A 13527-nucleotide genomic window follows, 5' to 3' on the forward strand; every position below is an offset into this window, starting at 1 on the left:
GAAGTGACGAGAGTGACTAGGCGATCGACAACACGATCCCGTCCAGGATGTCGTGCTCACTGACGATCAACTCGGAAATTCCTGCCCGCGAACGCAATTCACGTGCCAATTCCTGCACCACGATCGCTCCACCACCGATGACGTCGACGCGGCCCTCATGCATCGGACCCAGCGCGGCCCGCTCCGCCCGGGTCATCCAGATCAGTCCGTCGCACACCGCCACCAGATCGTCAAGCGGCACCCGCGAAAGATGAATCGCCGCAGCGTCATAGCGGGTCAATCCGTGCGCCAGCGCCGACAATGTCGTCATCGTCCCCGCCAGCCCGACCCAGGTCCTGGCCCCAGCAACCGGCACCTCGCGCCAGGCGACGTCGAGCCGCGCACGCACCACGTCGCGCGCGGCCGCCACTTCCTCCGATGAAGGCGGATCCGAATGCAGACACCGCTCCGTCAAGCGCACACAACCGATGTCGGCCGAGTAACCCGCCACGATCGCGTCGGCGGAATTACCCAGCACAATCTCCGTAGACCCACCCCCCAGGTCGACCACGACGAACGGCCCACCCGCTTCGTCCAGCTCGCGGACCGCACCACGAAAAGACAGCGCAGCCTCCTCGTCACCGGTGATCACCTCGGCAACGGAACCAGGAATCACCTCGCCCAGCACGTCGGCTGTCATCGCGAAGAAGACGTCGCGATTGGCCGCGTCCCGTGTCGCCGAGGTGGCCACCATTCGCACCCGCTCGACATCATGCAGGCGAAGAAGTCCCGCATAGTCAACCAGCGCCGCACGCGTTCGGGCGATCGCCTCGGGGGCGAACTCACCTGTCGCATCCACGCCCTGACCCAACCGGACGATGCGCATCTCCCGGTGTACATCGCGAAGCAGTTGACCCTCGACGTCGGCGATCAGCAACCGGATCGAGTTGGTACCGCAGTCGATAGCGGCGAGTCGCGTCAAAGCCATTGCCTCCCAATCAGAGCAGCTGCCGCGCCGGACTCCGCGGCCAGCAGCGCCAGCGCCTCGTCACCGAACGGATTCACCCCCCGACCCTTGGCCAGTGAATGCGCAATCAGCACGTGCAGGCACTTGACCCGGTCCGGCATGCCGCCGCCCGAGAATGTGGTACCCAACGGTTCGATAGCGTCCCGCTCGGCAAGATAAGACTCATGTGCCCGACGATACGCGGCGGCCAAATCCGGATCACAGCGCAACCTTTCGGTCATGTCGCGCATCAGACCGGTCGTCTCCAGCCGGCTCGCCGCGGCCGTGAGTAGCGGGTGCGTCAGATAGTACAGCGTCGGAAACGGTGTCCCGTCAGGAAGTTTCGGCGCGGTCTTCACCACCCCCGGTTCACCGTCCAAGCATCGGTAGGCGATTTCGAGCACACCACGAGGCTCGCGACCCAGCTGGCGCGCCACGGCCTCCTGGTCGGCGGGATCAACCACCGGGGGACGGCGGGTTGGGTTGGGCCTGCTCGGGCGCCGGGCCGGCCCCGGGTGGCAGGTGCGGCGCGTCGGCGATCGTGTGCCACAAGGACGTATACCAAGGCTCGTTCTTGGCCGCACCACCCACCTCCGCACCGGGCTGTGGAGCCGCCACCGCCCCGGGCGGAAGCTGGACCTGGAACGGAATGTCTCCGGGCTTGACGAATCCGAGACGTTCGCGCGCCTGCGCCGCGACGTAAGCCGGGTCAGCCAGCTGACCCTTGCGCTGCTCCAACTCGGCGATCTGGCGGCGCAGCGCGGCCTCGGTCGCGGTCAATTGGGCCATCTCGGTGCGCTGCGCAAAATACGTGCGCACCGGCCCGGCGATCGTCAGCGTAAGCACACAGACCACCGCGGCGAGGATCGCGGCACGCCGAGCGGTGAACCCCAGCCGCTGATCCGACCGCTGTTCAACGGATTCGGTGAAAGACCGCTTGATGGGATCCACAACATGCTCGTGTAACGAGCCGGTGGACCGGGTTGCGTCGGGAGCCTTCTGTGCGGGCTTGGACACAGGCTTTGCGAACGGCTTCGCCGGCCCGGCGGAGCGACGCGCCCGAGCCGAATCACCCGGCTTCCCCGGCCGGGAGGCCGGGGATCGCCGTTTCGGATCGGGCTTGGGAGACAAGCTACTTGGGGTCCACCGCGTACCGTGGGAACGCCAGATCACCGGCGTAGCGGGCCGCATCACCCAGCGCCTCTTCGATCCGCAACAGCTGGTTGTACTTGGCGACCCGTTCGCTGCGGGCCGGCGCGCCGGTCTTGATCTGGCCGCTGCCGACGGCCACCGCCAGGTCCGCGATGGTGGTGTCCTCGGTCTCGCCGCTGCGGTGGCTCATCATCGTGCGGTATCCGCTGTGGTGCGCCAGGGCGACCGCGTCCAGCGTCTCGGTCAGCGTGCCGATCTGATTCACCTTGACCAGCAATGCATTTGCCACGCCTCGCTCGATCCCCTCTTCGAGCCGCTCGGGATTGGTGACGAACAGGTCGTCTCCGACGATCTGCACCCGGTCACCGATGCCGGCCGTGAGAGCGGCCCAGCCGTCCCAATCGTCTTCGGACAGCGGGTCTTCGATGGACACCAGCGGGTAGGCGTTGAGCAGGCCGGCGTAGAACTCCGTCATCTCGTCGGCGGTGCGGGTCGAGCCCTCGAAGCTGTATCCGGTGCCCGCGGTGTAGAACTCGGTGGCCGCGACGTCGAGCGCCAGGGCGACGTCCACACCGAGCTTGAAGCCGGCCGACTCGATGGCCCGGCTGATCAGATCGAGCGCCGCGGTGGTGCCGGCCACGTCCGGCGCGAAGCCACCCTCGTCACCCAAGCCGGTGGACAGCCCTTCCTTCTTCAGCACCGACTTCAGCGCGTGATACACCTCAGCCCCCCAGCGCAACGACTCGCTGAAGCTCGGGGCGCCGATCGGAGCCACCATGAATTCCTGGACGTCGACACCGGTATCGGCGTGCGCGCCACCGTTGACGATATTCATCATGGGCACCGGCAGAATGTGGGCGTTCGGTCCGCCCAGGTACCGAAACAGCGGCAGAGCGGCGCTATCCGCCGCCGCCTTGGCAACCGCCAGGGAGATGCCGAGAATCGCGTTGGCCCCCAGGCGCGACTTGTCCGGCGTGCCATCGAGGTCGACCAGCGCCTGGTCGACCAGCCGCTGGTCGTCGGCGTTGAGCCCGATGACTGCCGGTCCGATCTCGTCCAGCACCGCCTGAACGGCCTTCTTCACGCCTTTGCCGCCATACCGGTCACCGCCGTCGCGCAGCTCAACCGCCTCGTGCTCGCCGGTCGATGCGCCCGACGGCACCGCGGCGCGGGCAAATGTTCCGTCGATCAGCGCGACCTCGACCTCGACGGTCGGGTTGCCGCGGGAGTCAAGGATCTCGCGGGCTCCGACCTGCTCGATAATCGGCACTGGGTTCTCCTTTGCGCTCTGGCTCTGTTGCGGCCCCCGGCGGTACATCTTTCTACAGCGGGTGACCCGCCGCATAGGCGGTCGCCCAGTCTCGCACCGCCCGCGCATACACCCCGGAGTTGTTGTATGCGCGCAACGCATTGATCCAGCCGCGCGCGGTGGAGAGATCCTTTCCGCGCCAACACAAATAACCAGCGGCCGAGAGTGCGGCATCGTCGATGTTGTCCGGGCTGGCCTTGCCGTCGTTGTTGGCGTCCACCCCGTACAGACGCCAGGTTTCGGAGATGAACTGCATCGGCCCCATCGCGCGCTCCACGCCGTTGTCACCGTCCAGCAGGCCGGCGCCGTTGTCCACGATGCGCAGATTGCCGCCGCTGCCGTCGAGCAGCACACCCCGGATAGGGGGCCGGACGTCGCCGTTAGGCAGTATCGTCGCACCGCGGTACGTGCCGTTATGGCTCTCCACCTGCCCGATGCCCGCCAGCGTCGTCCAGGCGATGTGGCATTTCGGGTTCTCCACTTCGGCAACGCGGGCGGCGTAGGCGTAGGCCTCCAGCGCGAGGACCGGCATCTCCATCGCCGGTGCCCGCGCCTCGGCCCACTCGCGCAACTGATCGGCGGGACGACCGACGGCATGCGTGTCGACCGGCGGCACCGGATCCCCCGCCGGCGGCGGCACTCCCTCCGGGATGAACAGACTGAGCTGCCAGGTGCAACTTGACGCCAACAGCATCGCGGTCGCCCCTATCACGGCGACCGCGCGCAACCAACGTCTTGGCGACACAAACTCTCCCTGTCGATCTCCCTATCGGGGCGCCTCACCCTTTTCGGCCCTCAACATCGTCCCACGGGTTGCCGGAGTGCCCCGTTCACGAAACCGCTCAGCACACCACATCGTGCCCGTCGTCGGCCCACGAACTGGTTCTTTGTGGAGCTCCTCTGAGTTATCGCAAACCTGGCTGAAAGCCCGTCAGCGGCGCCCTTTGCGCTTCTTGGGACGCGACTCCTTGGGAGCTTCCGGCTTATCGTCGGCGACTTCGGGTTCCGGTTTGAACTCGAACTCCGGTTCGAACTCGGACTCCGGTTCGGGCTCGGACTCGGGCTCGAACGCCGACTCGGACTCTTCCAGGCTCGACGCCGCGGTCGGCCAGTGTGCCCGCCACTCCTCTTCGGTGACAAAGCCCAACGGCGTCATGTCGAGTTCTTCGGCGACGCTGTCGCCGCGGCGGGTGGCGGCAATCGCCTTCTCGACCAAACGAACCGATTCGACGAAGTCCAATACGGCTGCGCGCAATGTGTTTTCCGCATCGAAATCGGCCGACAGGTTGATCGTGGTGACCTCGGCCGGGATGAACTCGGCGGGCAGTCCGGCCTGTCGCACGCGTTGGATCACCTTCTGCGCCAGCGCCAAAGCCGGCTGCCCGGTGTGAACGTCGTCCAACACGGAGTTTCGCGACTTCTGCGACCGCTCGGACGCCTTGGCCTCTTCCCACTGAGACAACTGATCCTGCAGCGAAATCGCCTCACCCGCAAGCACTCCCGGCACCCGATTGCCGAGCTTGCGCATCAGCGTATCGGCGACGTCGTCGATGGTGAACGGCAGCAAGGCCGCGTCTTCGGCGATACGGGAATGAAAGAGCACCTGCAGCAACAGGTCACCGAGTTCTTCGCGCACCGAGTCGAGGTTTCCGCTGTGCACGGCGTCCAACAGTTCGTAGGTCTCTTCCAGCAGGTATCTGCGCAGCGAGTCGTGGGTTTGTTCGCTTTCCCAGGGCCCTGCGGTACGCAGTTTGTCCATCATCGCGACAGCGTCGATCAAACGCTCGCCGCGCTGACGTTCCGGGGCGGCGATCAGCCGGGCGCCGGCCGCCAACCGCGCGGTGACCGCCGGGTGGTTCGGATCCGACGACAACAGCACCGGAGCGTCTTCACCGGTGTAGGCCGGGTGCGCGTCGGGCAGCGACCACGGCACCGCGATCGGCATCTCCTCGGTGTACTGGACGGGCCCGCGGAGCAGCTCGATGGCTTCCACCGGCACCAGCGCCGGGCGGCGGGGGTCGACCAGGACGACAATCATCAGGCTTGCCGCTCCTTCGCCGATTTCGTCATACCGACATCTTGCTGCGGTTTCCCGGCCAGCGCAGTAACCAAATCGGCAACCATCTGGACCAACTCGACATCGCGGATGTGCCCGGCGCCGATACCGCCGGCGCGCGGGATGGGAACCTGCACCGTGGACGTCGTCGCCCGGTACCGGGCGCCCGGGTACATCCGTGCCAGGCGAACCTGGGCGGAGTCCGGCAGCGTCAGGGGGGACAGCCGCACCACCGCCGTCGAAGCGGCCGATACGGCACTGACCTCGGTGATTCCCGAGGCCTTGCACAGCAACCGCAGCCGCGCGACCGCCACCAGCCGTTCGGCGGGCTCGGGCAGCGGACCGTACCGGTCGATGAGCTCTTCGATGACCGAGCTGACGGCGGCATCGGAAGTGGCGGCGGCCAGACGGCGGTAACCCTCCAGCCGAAGCCGGTCGCTGGCGATGTAGTCCGGCGGCAGGTGCGCATCGACCGGCAGGTCGATGCGCACCTCCTTGGGCTCTTCCGGAGTGGTCACGGTCTGCCCGTCCGCTGCGGCCCGATATGCCTCGACGGCCTCACCCACCAGCCGGACATACAGGTCGAAGCCGACGCCCGCGACGTGCCCGGACTGCTCGACGCCGAGCACGTTGCCGGCGCCGCGGATCTCGAGGTCTTTGAGCGCCACCGCCATACCGGCCCCCAGCTCGTTGTTCTGCGCGATCGTGGCCAGCCGGTCATAGGCCGTCTCGGTCAGCGGCGCGTTCTGCGGGTAGAGGAAGTAGGCGTACCCACGCTCGCGGCTGCGACCCACTCGCCCGCGCAACTGATGCAGCTGGGACAATCCGAAAGTGTCGGCGCGTTCCACGATCAGAGTGTTGGCATTGGAAATGTCCAGGCCGGTCTCCACGATCGTGGTGCACACCAGGATGTCGTAGTCGCGGTTCCAGAACCCCTGCACGGTTCGTTCCAGCAGGTCTTCGGGCATCTGTCCGTGCGCCACGACAACCCGGGCCTCGGGCACCAGCTCTCGGACGTGGGCCGCGGCGCGGTCGATGGAGCTGACCCGGTTGTGCACGTAGAACGCCTGCCCGTCGCGCAGCAGTTCGCGTCGCAGAGCGGCGGCGATCTGCTTGTCGTCGTGCGGGCCGACATAGGTCAGCACCGGGTAGCGCTCCTCGGGCGGGGTCAGAATCGTCGACATCTCGCGAATGCCGGCCAGGCTCATCTCGAGGGTGCGCGGGATCGGGGTTGCGCTCATGGTCAGCACGTCGACGTGGCTGCGCAGCGCTTTGATGTGCTCTTTGTGCTCGACCCCGAAGCGTTGTTCCTCGTCGACGATCACCAAGCCAAGGTCTTTCCAGCGCACCCCGGTCTGCAGCAACCGGTGGGTGCCGATCACGATGTCGACCGATCCGTCGGCCATGCCTTCGATCACCTTGCGGGACTCGGCCGGATCGGTGAATCGGGACAACCCTTTGACGGTCACCGGGAAGCCGGCCATCCGGTCGGTGAAGGTCTGCAGATGCTGGTCGGCCAGCAGCGTGGTCGGCACCAGCACGGCGACCTGCTTGCCGTCCTGGACTGCCTTGAACGCCGCCCGCACGGCGATCTCGGTCTTGCCGTAGCCGACGTCACCGCAGATCACCCGGTCCATCGGGATCGGCTTCTCCATGTCGGACTTCACCTCGGTGATCGCGGTGAGCTGGTCGACGGTCTCGGTGAAGCCGAAGGCGTCCTCCATCTCGGCCTGCCAGGGTGTGTCGGGCGCGAACGCGTGTCCGGGGCTGGCCTGCCGCTTCGCATAAAGTGCCACCAGCTCACCGGCGATCTCGCGCACCGCGCGGCGGGCCTTGGTCTTGGTGTTGGTCCAGTCGCTGCCACCGAGTTTGCTCAGCGCCGGCGCCTGACCTCCCACGTAGCGCGACAGCTGGTCGAGGGAGTCCATCGGGACAAACAACTTGTCGGACCCACCGCCCCGCTTGGCCGATGCGTATTCCAGCACCAGGTATTCGCGACGGGCTCCGCCGACGGTGCGCTCCACCATTTCGACGAACCGGCCGATGCCGTGCTGGTCGTGAACCACGAGGTCGCCGGCGGTCAGCGCCAGCGGGTCGACGGTGTTGCGCCGCTTGGCCGCCAACCGCTTGCCCTCGCCGGTGGTGGCCCGGCTGCCGGTCAGGTCGGCTTCGGTGATGACCACCAGGTTGGCGCCCGGGACGACGACGCCTTCGTGCAGCGGACCCCTCAAGACGCCGACGACCCCCGGCTTGAGCGTCTGGCCCGGGTCCAGCATGCCCGCCGGAATATCGGATTCGGCCAGCCGCTCCACCATGCGATGCGCGGTTCCGGTGCCCGGCGCCACCATGGCCGCATATCCCCCGGTGGCCACGTGTGCGCGCAGCATCGCGAAGATACCGTCGATGTCGTGCTGGTGCCCCCGCGCCGAAGGGGCGGACCGGATGTCCAATTCGATCGCCGACTCGTCGGAAAGCTGGCTCAACGTCCACCACGGGTGCCCGGACCGGCGCGCCGACTCGCGCACCTCGTCCAGTTCGGCGAACCCCGACCCACCCAGCTGCTCGACGTCGACCGGCGCATCGGTGCCCAATGCCGCGACCGACCACGACGCCTCCAGGAACTCACGGCCGGTCTTGATCAGGTCGGCGGCCCGGGTGCGCACCTTCTCCGGGTCACAGACCAACACCGGCGTCCCCGCGGCCAGCTGGTCGGTGAGCAGCGCATGGTCATCAGGACGCAGAACCGGCAGCAACGCCTCCATGCCCTCGACCGGAATGCCCTCGGCCAACTTGGCCAGCATGTCGATGATGCTGCCGGTGACGGTGTTTTCCGACGCTGGCTGCTGCCCGGCCAGTGCGGCAGCGCGCGCCCGGACATCGTCGCTGAGCAACAGTTCGCGGCAGGCGACCGCGACCAGCGTGTCCACCGCAAGTTCCGGAATCGAGCGCTGGTCGGCGACCGCGAACATCCGCATCTCGCTGACCTCGTCGCCCCAGAACTCGATGCGCACGGGGTGCTCGGCGGTCGGGGCGAAGACGTCCAGGATGCCGCCGCGCACGGCGAACTCGCCGCGCCGTCCGACCATGTCGACGCGGGTGTAGGCCAGGCCGACGAGCCTTTGGACCACCTCCTCGAACGGTGTCTCGTCGCCGACGGTGAGCGTCAGCGGTTCCTGGCGGCCGAGTTGCGGCGCCATCGGCTGCAGCAGCGAACGGACGGCCGTCACCACCACGCGCAGCGGTGGGCCCAGCCGGGCGTCGTCGGGATGGGCCAGCCGGCGCAGCACCATCATCCGGGTGCCGACGGTATCGATACCGGGCGAGAGCCGCTCATGCGGCAGCGTCTCCCAGGACGGGAACACCGCCACCGCGTCACCGAACACGCCCCGCAGTTCGGCGCTCAGGTCGTCAGCTTCCCGGCCGGTTGCGGTAACCACCAGCAACGTCGTGTGCTGGGCCAGCGCACTGGCCACGAAGAGACGCGCGCTGGCCGGTCCGACCAGCGGCAATACTTCGGGTCGATCGAGGGCGCGCTCGATGAGCTGTTGGAACGTCGGCGCGGTGAGCGCCAATTCGACGAGCCCCGCGATCGGGGTATCTGGGCTCGCAGTCCCCGGTGCGGTCATGGTGTGCACCATTCTAGGGCGCGGCAGTTCGTCAATATTGCGCCCGGCTCCGTCAAGAAAGCGTAAGGAGAACAGCATTCGGGCTGGTCTCGGCGCAATTTGGAGGGCATGACACTGCTGCACATGCTGCCCTCGGTCGGTCGGGCAGCCCCCATTTGTGACGAAGCTGACTTCCACCATCGCGCCCACCGCGACCACAAAGCGTTGCGGCACGTCGAGATGGTCTACGCAGGAAAGTCGTTAGCAGCCAGGGCGGTGGCCCGCTGGGTGCGTCAGCACGGGCTCGGCGTCGACGTCTGCTCGGCCGGCGAACTGGCACTCGCCTTCTCCGGCGGAATCGACCCGGCCCGCGTCATCGTGCATGTGAACGCGATGTCCCTGCACGAGCTGGGGGGCGTGGTGGCCGCCGGGGTGGGCCGCATCGTTGTCGACGACCCATTCGAAGTGAATTATCTGGCCAATTTGGTCCGCTACCAACGCGTGCTCATCCAGGTTATCCCGGATGTCGACATCCACGGGCACCGCGGCGGCGAGATCAGTGACCAGGAGTTCGGGTTCACCGTGGGTGGTGATCACGCCGCCGACGCCGTGCGGTGGGTGCTCGCACACCGCACGCTCGACTTGGTCGGCATGCACTGCCATATCGCTGACCCGGTCCTGTGTGGCGAGGCGATTCGACGGATGATCGCCGCGATGGCCGACGTCCGCACCCATCACGGCGTCATCCTCACCGAACTCAGCCTCGGCCTGCCCAGCTGCGGCGATCCGCGCGAGCTGGCCGCGGTGATCGAGGATGCGGTGGACGAAGGCTGCGCGGCCGAGCATTTCCCCCGGCCCGCCGTCGTCGTCGAGATACCTGCCGGTGACTACCAGGGCATCGTGGCCCAGGAGTAGAACGCTCCGGTGCCCACGTCGTGCACGCCATAGGAGTCCCAGTAGTAGTCGTGGCAGACGCTGCCGTCCCACGGCACCGGCCGGCCCGCCGGGTTCGGATCCCCGGGGCACCAGGTGGTGCAAGCCTGTAGCCGCGGGCAGTCGCCGGCTGCCTGGGCGGCAGGTGCGGCCAGTCCGGCCCCACCCCATACCAATGCAGTTGTTGCCAACCCCAGCAGCGCTGCTTTGACGGGAGTTGATCGGTTCATGTCGGTTCCTCCGTAACTGGCTTTTCCCGAGCGTGCCGACTACCCAACGAGTGGGCGCCGCCCGCGCTGGAACCGATCACAACAGCAGACGCTTGCGAAGTTCTTGCTACTCGTCCTGCAGTTGCGGGTCGGCCTCCAGATGCGTGAGGCCATTCCACATCAGATTGACCAGGTGTGCGGCCACAACTTCCTTTTTGGGTTCCCGGGTATCCAGCCACCACTGCGCCGTCATCGACACTGAACCGACCAGCGCCTGGGCGTACAGCGGGGCCAGGTCGGGATCCAGTCCGCGACGGGCGAAGTCACCGGCGAGGATGGAGCTGACCTGGCTGACGGCATCGTTGAGCAGGCTGGAGTAGGTGCCCGAGCTGATCGCGGCGGGCGAGTCGCGGATCATGATGCGGAAGCCGTCGGTGCGTTCCTCGACGTAGGTGAGCAATGCCAGCGCGACCCGCTCGACTCGCACCCGCGACCGATTGTTGGTCAGCGACGACGTGATGCCGTCCAGCAGCGCCGACATCTCCCGGTCCACCACGACGGCGTAGAGACCTTCCTTCCCGCCGAAGTGCTCGTAGACGACCGGTTTGGACACGTTGGCGCGCTGGGCGATCTCTTCGATTGAGGTGCCCTCGTAACCGCGTTCGGCGAACAGCGAGCGGGCGATACCGATGAGCTGGCGCCGGCGCTCGCTACCGGTCATCCGGGCGCGCGGTGTGCGTGGTTCAGCCACGCGTTCAGGGTATCGGGGTCTGGCGAGCGTGCACCGATGGATTCGCGTGTGCGTACGCGGCGGTCGAACGGCGACTCGGCCGCCGTGGATACACAACCAAAGCAGTGGACGCACACGCGACCCATCAGACCGCGAGCGAACCATCAGCTGCTTTTGCGTTACATGCACCTTGCGCGCGACACCAATTCTCGTCTTGCGGTGTAACTCAGTAATTTTGATCGTCGTTGTGTGGGGCGAGTCTTCTTCTCTGGGTCGCCCACTGATGCTGTATTTGGCGGTCGCAGTCATCTTCGATGCGGTGTCGCACGGCCCCAGGAACGGCGTTTCCATACTGGGGATGGTCGTCGAGCCAATCAGAGATTCTCTCCTGCACCATGGCGTGGTAGCGGCCGCGGAACGCTTCGGCATCAGAGTGTTCCCGTTCGGTTGCGTTCTTGTCAGAGACAGTTTCGTCGGCCAGGTCGGAGAGGTTCGGGATTTTCCCGCCCAGCAGGTGGACCAGCTCCCGCCGGTTCGGCACATCTCCGGTCCGCAGTGCTTTCTGTATCAGTGAGTGCAGCTGGGAGATATCAGCCATGTTCTATTTTTAGATTTTTCCCAGCCACCCCGACCACGCGGGAGACAGCACGAAACCACGCCCTTGGGGGTCCTTACACGCGGTCATCTTCTTGTCATCCACCCCGCAGATCACTCCACTGACCGTGATCGAATGAAACGGAGGCAGAGTCTTTATCTGCTGGCCCTGAATAGTGTTGTTAACGTACGGGGTTGAATTGGCCGGTTGTATTCCGGTGACGGTATCGAGATACGTAAAGGGATCTTTGTCCTCGGCCGGGACACCAGGGAGGTTGTCCCCTTTGCAGCCTGCGGTGCCTGTGCTGAAGGTACACGGAATACCGTCGGGGGTGAGGAAGAATATTTGGCTAGAGGGCATTCCTGGTGTGGTGGTGTCGATTCGATAGTCGGCGACGTTGACCGGTATGTAGCCGCTGAGGTCGGGAAACTTGGATGGCTCAGCGTGTGCGGTGCATGCAGTGATTGCAGCAGTGAGGACCGCCCCAGCAGCCATGGTGAGTGTTTTGGCGGTCATGTCTGTCCTGTCAACGTTTTCGCGATGGTCTATTTGTTCGGGTGCACCTGGAACTGCTCTACGGTGTAGGGGATGCCGGGGTTGACTGGTGTGGCGTTCCATTGGCTGACCAGGATTCCCATGTTGTCTAGTGTTGCCCCGGGCATGATGTAGCCACCGTAGTTCTGCGGCACTTTGTTTGGCTCGCCCCACCATCCACCCGCAGGTGGACAGCTCCTGCGTCTGCGGCGCCGAGGGTCAGGACCGAGGAAACCCCAAACCGGTGGTGGTTAGCTCCAGCGGGAGGGGTCGTAGCCGGCGTGGTCGCGGACCAGCGCATAGGCGATGCGGGTGGCGCGATGCGCCAGCGCGCAGGTGATGATCCCGCCGTGCTTGCCGCGCGATTTCAGCTCAGTGGCATAGGTTTTGGCGGCGGGCTCAGTGAGCCACAGACCCATGCCGAGGTCGATCAGGGCGCGGCGCAGCGCCACACTACCCTCGCGGCTGATCTTCCCGTCTCGGCGCTTACCGGCCGATTCGTACTGCATGGGTGACAGTCCCGACGCCCGGTAGACCTGACGGGGTCCTGGCCACCGGTCCGGATCACCCAGGGCCGCAGCATAATTGGATACCCGGACCACGCCCCAGCCCGGCACCGAGGTCAGCGTGGCGTACGGGCTCAGCGGCAACAACGCGGCCAGTTCAGCCTCGGCATCCTGGATTTGGGTGTCCAAATCGACCAGCAACCCCATGTCGGCGGCCAACACCCGCCGGGCCACCACAGGTCGCGGGTGGGTAGCGCGTCTTTGGCGGCGGCCACCAGCCGCCGGGCGACTGGACGGCGCAGCTGGACATCGCGCAGCGCGGCAAAGCGGATCAGCCGGCTGGCTCCCAGGGCACAAAGCCGAGCAGGGTCGCTGAATTCGGCGGCGACCAGCCGGCCGATCTTGGTGCCCAACACATCGGGCAACGCCCGCGTCAACCCCGGAAACGCGCGGTCGAGTTGACCGAGCAGCTGATTTTTCGTCGCGCTACGCACCGCGACCCGCCGCGATCGGTGGGTAGCCCAGGCCGCCAGCTCACCGATGCGAACCGCACGATCGGTGATCGGCTGACCTCGCCCGACTGACGTCTTGCCGACATCGACGGCAACGACGATCGTGGACGACGTCACTGGAGCAACATGCACAGACACAACAACACCTCCGGGGCGTGTCACGAGGACTCAAGCGCGCCAACGCTCGAATCCCTAAAGGGATAACTACTGACAATCCCTTCCTGACACCCCCGGAGGCGTTTGTGAAGGACCAACCCGATCTATATCAGCTCATCAGCCAGGAGCTGCAAAGTCACCGATTCGGTGGCGGCCTCATTGGCCCGCTCGGACTGCACGGCGTTGATGTCGGAGTCATCTAGGCCCATCCGCTTCGCCAGCTTCTTCGCAGCGGGGTAGTTCAT

General features: G+C 66.2%; 14 protein-coding genes and 1 pseudogene. 1 reads left to right on the forward strand and 14 read right to left on the reverse strand.

The genetic code is table 11. The annotated features are described in order from the left end of the window. Positions 1-16: 16 nt before the first annotated feature. From JX552_RS24795 to mfd, 7 genes are all read right to left on the reverse strand, one after another. A complete protein-coding gene (locus tag JX552_RS24795; protein WP_205874462.1) occupies positions 17-967 on the reverse strand; it encodes a Ppx/GppA phosphatase family protein in 951 nt (316 codons plus the stop codon). Beyond that, the gene (locus JX552_RS24800) at positions 958-1449 is read right to left on the reverse strand and encodes a DUF501 domain-containing protein (protein WP_205874463.1); all 492 of its coding nucleotides are present in this window, start codon (positions 1447-1449) and stop codon (positions 958-960) included. Before JX552_RS24800 ends, JX552_RS24795 begins: the two co-directional genes overlap by 10 nt. Continuing rightward, on the reverse strand, positions 1442-2116 hold the full coding sequence (locus tag JX552_RS24805) for an FtsB family cell division protein (protein ID WP_241010715.1): 675 nt from the start codon (positions 2114-2116) through the stop codon (positions 1442-1444). Before JX552_RS24805 ends, JX552_RS24800 begins: the two co-directional genes overlap by 8 nt. 1 nt (position 2117) lies before the next feature. Beyond that, the gene (gene eno, locus JX552_RS24810; RefSeq protein ID WP_205874464.1) at positions 2118-3407 is read right to left on the reverse strand and encodes a phosphopyruvate hydratase; all 1290 of its coding nucleotides are present in this window, start codon (positions 3405-3407) and stop codon (positions 2118-2120) included. A 52-nt stretch (positions 3408-3459) separates the two neighbouring features. Next, a complete protein-coding gene (locus tag JX552_RS24815; protein WP_205874465.1) occupies positions 3460-4191 on the reverse strand; it encodes a lytic transglycosylase domain-containing protein in 732 nt (243 codons plus the stop codon). Between the two features lie 186 nt (positions 4192-4377). Next, positions 4378-5484 (reverse strand): nucleoside triphosphate pyrophosphohydrolase, encoded by a 1107-nt coding sequence (locus JX552_RS24820; protein WP_205874466.1) that lies wholly within the window; start codon positions 5482-5484, stop codon positions 4378-4380. After that, complete coding sequence (gene mfd, locus JX552_RS24825; protein ID WP_205874467.1) at positions 5484-9128, reverse strand: transcription-repair coupling factor; 3645 nt, start codon at positions 9126-9128, stop codon at positions 5484-5486. The genes JX552_RS24820 and mfd overlap by 1 nt, the downstream gene beginning before the upstream one ends. Positions 9129-9236: 108 nt before the next feature. Between mfd and JX552_RS24830 the strand changes: the two genes are divergently transcribed. Continuing rightward, the gene (locus tag JX552_RS24830; protein WP_431195890.1) at positions 9237-10022 is read left to right on the forward strand and encodes a type III PLP-dependent enzyme domain-containing protein; all 786 of its coding nucleotides are present in this window, start codon (positions 9237-9239) and stop codon (positions 10020-10022) included. Here the strand turns inward: JX552_RS24830 and JX552_RS24835 are convergent. From JX552_RS24835 to JX552_RS24865, 7 genes and pseudogenes are all read right to left on the reverse strand, one after another. Next, positions 9995-10270, reverse strand: coding sequence for a hypothetical protein (locus tag JX552_RS24835; RefSeq protein ID WP_205874468.1), 276 nt, complete (start codon positions 10268-10270; stop codon positions 9995-9997). The genes JX552_RS24830 and JX552_RS24835 overlap by 28 nt on opposite strands. 106 nt (positions 10271-10376) lie before the next feature. Next, positions 10377-10970: a TetR/AcrR family transcriptional regulator gene (locus JX552_RS24840; protein WP_065135958.1), complete on the reverse strand. Its 594-nt coding sequence runs from the start codon at positions 10968-10970 to the stop codon at positions 10377-10379. A 235-nt stretch (positions 10971-11205) separates the two neighbouring features. Beyond that, positions 11206-11577, reverse strand: a complete 372-nt coding sequence (locus JX552_RS24845; protein WP_205874469.1) for a hypothetical protein — start codon at positions 11575-11577, stop codon at positions 11206-11208. A 9-nt stretch (positions 11578-11586) separates the two neighbouring features. Further along, positions 11587-12090, reverse strand: a complete 504-nt coding sequence (locus JX552_RS24850; RefSeq protein ID WP_205878778.1) for a hypothetical protein — start codon at positions 12088-12090, stop codon at positions 11587-11589. A gap of 29 nt (positions 12091-12119) precedes the next feature. Beyond that, positions 12120-12263, reverse strand: coding sequence for a hypothetical protein (locus tag JX552_RS24855; protein WP_205874470.1), 144 nt, complete (start codon positions 12261-12263; stop codon positions 12120-12122). Positions 12264-12359: 96 nt separating this feature from the next. Continuing rightward, a pseudogene (locus JX552_RS34285) lies at positions 12360-13192 on the reverse strand (transposase); the annotation flags it as partial. A 194-nt stretch (positions 13193-13386) separates the two neighbouring features. Further along, positions 13387-13527 (reverse strand): hypothetical protein, encoded by a 141-nt coding sequence (locus JX552_RS24865; protein WP_205874471.1) that lies wholly within the window; start codon positions 13525-13527, stop codon positions 13387-13389.

The sequence above is a fragment of the Mycobacterium gordonae genome (genome assembly GCF_017086405.1).
In the GTDB taxonomy this organism is placed as follows: Bacteria; Actinomycetota; Actinomycetes; order Mycobacteriales; family Mycobacteriaceae; genus Mycobacterium; species Mycobacterium gordonae_D.